The organism is Nostoc sp. CALU 546 (genome assembly GCF_048836525.1).
On record NZ_JAWJTF010000181.1, the window covers coordinates 1 to 7,332 of the forward strand.

At 40.2% G+C, this 7,332-nt stretch carries 3 protein-coding genes and 2 pseudogenes; 4 read left to right on the forward strand and 1 reads right to left on the reverse strand.

The features are described 5' to 3' along the window. Window positions 1–459 precede the first annotated feature (459 nt). Window positions 460–3,159, reverse strand: a complete 2,700-nt coding sequence (alaS, locus tag RRG12_RS40935; protein ID WP_420763140.1) for an alanine--tRNA ligase — start codon at window positions 3,157–3,159, stop codon at window positions 460–462. A gap of 244 nt (window positions 3,160–3,403) precedes the next feature. Between alaS and RRG12_RS40940 the strand changes: the two genes are divergently transcribed. The 4 genes and pseudogenes from RRG12_RS40940 (at window position 3,404) to RRG12_RS40955 (ending at window position 7,090) form a co-directional block, all read left to right on the forward strand. Further along, window positions 3,404–3,604, forward strand: a complete 201-nt coding sequence (locus RRG12_RS40940) for a heavy-metal-associated domain-containing protein (RefSeq protein WP_069067838.1) — start codon at window positions 3,404–3,406, stop codon at window positions 3,602–3,604. Window positions 3,605–4,538: 934 nt separating this feature from the next. Beyond that, window positions 4,539–5,561, forward strand: a complete 1,023-nt coding sequence (locus tag RRG12_RS40945) for a GGDEF domain-containing protein (protein ID WP_420763141.1) — start codon at window positions 4,539–4,541, stop codon at window positions 5,559–5,561. Window positions 5,562–5,668: 107 nt separating this feature from the next. Beyond that, a pseudogene (locus tag RRG12_RS40950) lies at window positions 5,669–5,788 on the forward strand (peptide chain release factor 3); the annotation flags it as partial. Between the two features lie 600 nt (window positions 5,789–6,388). Further along, window positions 6,389–7,090 (forward strand): annotated as a pseudogene (locus tag RRG12_RS40955) (MetQ/NlpA family ABC transporter substrate-binding protein). The last annotated feature ends 242 nt before the right edge of the window (window positions 7,091–7,332 follow it).

Sequence of the window (7,332 nt, forward strand, 5' to 3'; positions counted from 1 at the left end):
TGGGAATGCATTCATTGAGTCTCTGACTCAATATTTGACTAGAGGCAGAGCCTCTAAACAGGCATTCCTATGCAGAGCATAGGAACGAGATAAACGAAAGAACAATGGGAAATTGATCTTTTTTCAACTTGTGTGTACACCGTAGCTGGGGATAAGGGGCGGGGGGAAGGGGTAAAGGAATTAAAGATAAAACTTTTCCCACACGGTATAAAGCCCCTATTTTTAAATATGGAAAATATTAAAAGAAGATTTTTAGCGACACGTAGTGCAATAAAAATCAGCGTCCATATTTGAAACAAGAGCTTTTAAGCATGGGGTTCCCTTTCCCCTTTCCCTTTTTTCATCCTTTTTAAGGGGAATTTAGAAGGATATACAAAGATTTTGGTTTTGTACAAATATGTGTGTACACTGTAGCTTTTTAAGGGAAGAATCTTAACCAAACCGGGTTGAGGAAGATGGTTAACCCAAGGCGGATTTTAAATCACTTTCTGCTTGTTCCAACGCATCTGGTAATTTACTCGCATCGCGTCCGCCGGCTTGGGCTAAGTTCGGTCTTCCACCGCCGCCGCCGCCGCAGATTTTAGCGATCGCACCTACAAATTTACCAGCTTGTAAACCTTTTTTGTTCACTTCTGGACTAAAAGCTGCAACTATACTAACTTTCCCCTCTTCGGGAACTGAACCCAGCACCACCGCACCGTTACCGATTTTTTGCAATAAGCGTTCGGCTGCGGTTTTCAATGATTCTGGATCAACGTCTTCTAATTGGGCGACAATAATTTTATGTTCGCCTACGATTTCTGCTGTTTGTAGCAAGCTGTCTGATTTAGCGATCGCTAATTGTACCTTCAAGGTTTCTAATTCTTTCTGGCTATTTCTCAGTTCGCTTTGCAGACTTGTGATTCTATCTGGTAATTCTTCGGGTTTAACTTTAAAGCGATCGCTCAAATCTTTAACTACTTTATCCCGCAGGTTGAGATAATCTAGGATTGCTGGCCCCGAAACAGCTTCAATCCGCCGCACCCCAGAAGCCACACCAGCTTCCGAGATAATCTTGAATACGCCAATTTCAGCAGTATTACTCACATGAGTTCCACCACATAATTCCATTGATACGCTAGGGAAGTCAATTACCCGCACTTCGTCGCCGTATTTTTCCCCGAACATGGCAACAGCACCCCTAGCTTTCGCTTCTGCTAAAGGTAATACTTCCACTTTTGCAGCATGTGCTTGGGCAATCCAAGTGTTCACCTGTTCCTCAATTTGTTGAACTTCCTCTGCTGTCAAGGCGCGGGGACAGTTGAAGTCAAAGCGCAATCTGTCAAAGGAAACCAGGGAACCTGCTTGCGAGATGCTATCATCAACAATTTTCTTCAACGCCGCTTGCAACAGGTGCGTTGCGGTATGGTTAGCTTGGGCGCGACGGCGACAAGCTGGATCAATTTGGGCTGTAACATTATCGCCTACGCGCAGTGTACCGCGTTCGATGCGTCCAAAGTGAACAAAGAAATCAGATTCTTTTTTAACGTCTTCTACCCGAACTACGATACCATCACCAGAGATATAACCGCGATCGCCGATTTGTCCCCCAGATTCAGCATAAAATGGCGTTTTGTCAAGGATAATTTGTATTGTTGTCATTGCTTCGGTAACAGCTAATTCATTTGCTGATACTTCTTCTTGAGATACACCTTCTACCAAAATCGCTTCGACTTTCGCCGTCGCCGTCGGTTGGGTGTAGCCTAAAAATTCGGTGACTTGGATGTGTTCTGCTAATTTGTCAAGGGAACCTTGCACAGTTAAATCGATGGTTTCGTGTGCTGCTTTGGCGCGGGTTCTTTGTTTTTCCATTTCCGTATTGAATCCCTCAACATCAACCCCTAGCCCCGCTTCTCCTGCAATTTCCTGCGTTAGTTCTAAAGGGAAGCCATAGGTATCATAGAGAGTAAAGGCATCCAGACCAGAAATTTTTGGGTCTGTTGGAGAATATGGAGATGATAGATCATGTTGTAATGAATAAAATACCTCAGCGATAGTCTCTTCCAACAGTTTTTCACCTCTATCCAGAGTTGTGAGGAAATTGGATTCTTCCCGTTGCAACTCAGCTTTAATTGCTGCTTCCCGTTGGCGTACATTAGGGTAAGCTGATTCGGAAAGTGCGATCGCAGTTTCAGCAACTTGGGTAGTAAATTCGCTAGAAATGCCAATTAATCGTCCATGACGCACCACCCGCCGAATTAATCGCCGCAGCACATAACCGCGCCCGACATTGGAAGCGCGAATTTCATCAGCAATCATGTGGATGACAGCGCGAATATGATCGCCAATGACTTTTAGGGAAGTTTTGGTTTTTTCATCACTGCTGTGGTAATCAACACCAGCAATTTGTCCTGCTGTTTGGATAATTGGGAAAATCAGGTCAGTTTCGTAATTATTGGGCACTTTTTGGAGAATTTGCGCCATTCTATCCAAACCCATGCCGGTGTCAATGTTCTTGTTTTGCAGTGGCGTTAAATTCCCGGAAGCATCTCGGTTATATTGCATGAACACGAGGTTGTAAAACTCGATGAACCGGGAATCATCTTCTAAATCTATATTTTCGTCACCGCGTTCTGGGTGAAAGTCATAATAAATTTCGGAACAAGGGCCACAAGGGCCAGTGGGGCCAGATACCCAAAAGTTATCATCTTCGCCCAAGCGTTTAATTCTCGCTATCGGTACACCGATTTGATCGCGCCAAATTCCAAAAGCTTCATCATCATCTTTAAAAACGCTGACAACCAGATTTTGGGGGGAAAAGCCAAAGACTTGTGTAGAGATTTCCCAACCCCAAGCGATCGCTTGTTCTTTAAAATAATCACCAAAGCTGAAATTACCCAGCATCTCAAAAAATGTATGATGCCGTTTGGTGCGTCCGACATTTTCGATATCGTTGGTACGGATACACTTTTGCGAAGTCGTGGCCCGCTTAAATTCTGGTGTCCGTTGCCCTAAGAATATCGGCTTAAATGGTAGCATCCCCGCGATCGTCAGCAGCACGGTTGGGTCTTCTGGCACGAGGGAGGCACTTGGAAGAATTTGGTGTTCCCGTTTAGCAAAGAAGTCGAGAAATATGTTGCGAATTTCGTTACCGCTTAGGTACTGGGGATTTGAAGACATAGGTGTTTTTAACTTTAGGCTTGGGCGCAGCGGCACTGGGTAAGTGTATTTTCATCAATAGCTTTATATATTCTTGCATTTTGTTTCATATTACTGCCAGCAAATTGTGCCAGTCGGTAAGCAAAATGCAGAGATTAGGACGCTTTTATACCGTTATCTAACTCTAGTGGGATGCATAATTGGGTTTTAATGGTTAATATTAATCCTTAAGAAATAATTTAAATTTTCCATACTGGGGTAACAAATGGCACTAAAACTGAAGGTATCAAATATTGCTTGTGAGGGATGTGCAGATACAATTACTGAGTCTATACACGTTATGGAACCCGATGCCAAAGTGGATATAGATGTTAACGCTAAAACTGTCATAGTAGAATCCGCAGCTTCAGAGGAGTCAATCAAACAGGTAATTGTTGCTGCTGGTTACACAGTTGAAGGTTACTGATCGGTTCTAGCTTGTCACAGAAGTTTAGATTTTAATATCTCAGGCAACGCTAAAAAAATTACATTTTTTCTACCCTTCTACGCGCGGAATCTAACTAATTTCCGCACATTCGGGGCAAATTTTGACATCAACTTTTTTATTTATCTTTTTTTCTCAATCTATGTGTTGCAGCAAACAAAACAAGATGTGAATTAACTAAACAAATAAACAGTTATAAAGCGTAGGCAAAGACATTTTCTTTCTCCTACCAAAACCTTGTGAATCAAAGATTCACATTTCACTTAAATTGTGAATCTTTTACCATAGAAATCCGCTCTGCAATTGTAGTGTATGTTAGTGACAGAAATCTACTGCCCATAGTAGGAGGGAGTTTTGCTGTCTATTTAATGTGCATTATTTTTTGCAATTCCACTCCTACCCTGATACTTGATAAAAGCCTGGTTAGCAAAGAGAAAGGCTTGAATGTTCTATGGGAAAGAACATTTTTAATTCAACGATAAAATTTGGGTTTTTATAATTGGATGAACAAACTTTATATTTTCTTTATTTTTCTACTTGAAAAGAAATTTAGCTGCCAAATCCGACGGTTCTTAGAAGCTATTTATTTGGGTAATTTCATCAGAAAATAGCACTTAAGAAACTATAGCAATCATTTTTATACATCCATATAATATTCAGTATTTTTACTGTTTGAAAAACAAAGTGTAAAGAAGACATTAGTTGTCAGAAGGGGATATTTCAGACAATGTAGTAGTAAATCTAAAGCCGAAAAAGGAGATTTAACTTGGAAAAATAGTGTAATTTTGGCGTTTTAAAAAATATATAACAAAAAAATAACTCAGCCTAAAACATCATATTTAGTATTAGGCAAAAGCAAAGCATTAAGTTACTCAATCTAATTCTTTAAAATTTAAATAGGACAAAAAATAAAGCAATGAATATTTCTATTCTGGTCTTTGGAAAAAATAACTTTATCGCCACACTTCCAGATCAGATCCGTTATGCGACCGCTTTTAGTGTAGAAGTTATGGACAATTTGAATCAGGCAGTATCGCGGATTCAAACAACAGCCCCCGATATAATACTTGTACAGGCTAGCCTAGATGGCAGCATGGAACTGTGCGCTTGGTTGAAAGACCAGACAAAACTATCGTGGATATACTGTATTCTCTTTGAGGATCGTTTCCAGCAGTTAGCTGATAGAAATAAGGGTTGGCATAGAGAATTGGAGATGAGTGCTGCGGCATTAAAGCAAGGAGCCGATGCTTATATTTGGCATCTGATTGAAGAAAAAACAGACCATAGTTTGGCAGAATTGACTGCTAATCATGGCTTAATACTTGCTCAATTGACTGTTGGCTTGCGGAAAGCGCAAAAATACCGAGATTTGATTCGGACAAATGATATGTTATCTGCGATCGCCTTAGCCGATTCGTTGACAGAATTAAATAATCGTCGTGCTTTAGAATGGGACTTACCCAGACAAATTAAAAGAGCTAGGACTCAAAAAACTTCTCTGAGTTTGATTATTCTGGATGTAGATCATTTTAAGAAAGTTAACGATACTCACGGGCATTTAGCAGGCGATCGCATTTTGCAAATACTATGTCAGCGTTTGCGCCACAATCTGCGCTGTCAAGACACAGCATTCCGCTATGGTGGCGAAGAATTTGTAATTCTTCTGGCTAACACTAGCGATGATGAAGCACTATCAGTAGCCCGTCGTCTCAATCGCATAGTCAGCGACGAACCATTTGCACTCAACAATAAACTGACAATTAATATCACCATTAGTCTGGGTACAGCTTCTCTGCGATCTGAGGATGATGAGCAAGGAGAAAGTCTGCTGCATCGTGCCGATCAATGTTTGTTACAGGCTAAAACTTCTGGGCGTAATCGGGTGATTGACTCGAACTACTTATCTCACACCTCACATTTGAAAGCTGTTTCTTCGTGAAAGTGGGGAGCATCTAATTAGAGATTGAGTCATGAAAAGCTCAGATTCCCAACTTATTTAGATAAGTTGGGAATCTTGTTTGATACTAATCGTACTTTCAAAAGTGCGATCGCATTGCTTTTTTGAGGGTCTGTTCTGGTAAGTTTGAAAAAGATATGGTGGTGAATCATACCCGTACAGGTAAGGCAACCCGCTTATCCTATCCCCAGAAATTGTTTGCTCAAGAACATTCATGCTGTTAGCGGTGCAGGGCGTTTAGCCCATTCTGACTCCTGAATTCTGTTCGATAAATACCTAAAAACCTGATTATTGCCTGAAGTACTGTATTTTTTAATACATTCTTGGGAAATTTTTTGACGAATATTACATAAGTAGGACTTACGCAAAAAATTGCTATCGATCGCGAGTCAATCGCTGGATGTTCACGCTTCACCAGCGATGCACATACCTGGAAGGGACAGGCATGGTGTGGATAGTTTGATTTTCTGTTGCTTGTCCGTAAATCTTGACCATTTTCAAAAATCTATGCAAATCTTATAGTCAAACTACTATTAATCTATAGATTTGCCGTAGTATATAAATAAATTATCGAACTAGAAGGATTAAAAGTCACCCAAACCTTGAAATATTTACCCAAATCAGAGTTGGAAGTGGAGGTTCATTGATGTAAGGGCAAGAATTGCTGCAAAGTTTATGGTTGGCTACTGATGAGACTTTTTACATGGAGAGTCTTGAGCCAGAATTCCTCAACTCTTGAATCTTCTATTTTCTCTCTGCGTCCTCCGCATGTCGAGTGCTTCGTTTAAATTTAACCAAGAATATTGCTTATGAACATACAACATCGAAAAATTAACCGCCGATTTTTCCTTACAGCTTTAGGCTCATTTACCACCTCCATATTCTTTGCTAGCTGTAGCCAAAAACAAGCTCAAGTAACTTCAAATACAGCCCAAGCAACTGCACAAAAAGAAGTTATTCAAGTCGGGGTGACGGGAATCATATCTGAAGATATTTTGAAGTTTGTAAATACTAAACTAGCACCTCAGGAAGGATTAGAAGTAAAAGTTGTTACCTTTAATGACTGGATACAACCAAATACAGCTTTAAAAGACAAACTAATCGATGCCAATTTTTTTAAACATCGACCTTTCATGAATAATGCTGTCAAAGAACACAAAATCAATTTAGTTCCATTAAATCTAGTTTCATTAAGCACACTTGGTCTTTTCTCAAAAAACCTCAAATCTGTGAATGAGGTTCCCCAAAATGCCACCGTTACAATTGCCAATGACGTGATTAATAATGACTGAGGATTAAGATTACTGGCAAGCAATGGCTTAATTAAACTCAAGGAAAATACCAAGGAATTTGTCACCCAAAGAGACATAGCCGATAATCCGAAAAACTTACAAATAAAGGAAGTAGAAGGAGTCCAAATAGTTCGAGCTATTAATGATGTAGATTTCATTGTTTCTTCGGCTCAAACTGTTGCTCTAGCAGGAATAACACCCCAATCTATGGGACAGTAAACAGCTAAAGATACAAAGTATGCCCTGGCATTATACCAATTCTTTATGAAGCTGCATAGAATTCGATCCCCCCTAGCCCCCCTTAAAAAGGGGGGAATTCAAAGTCCCCCTTTTTAAGGGGGATTTAGGGGGATCAAGATATGTGCAACTTCACATTAAATTGGCATTATTCACATTACAAGGTCGAGAAAATTAATCCAAAATTCAGAAGCTAAACAAGCTGCTAAATGACCCACAGGTGA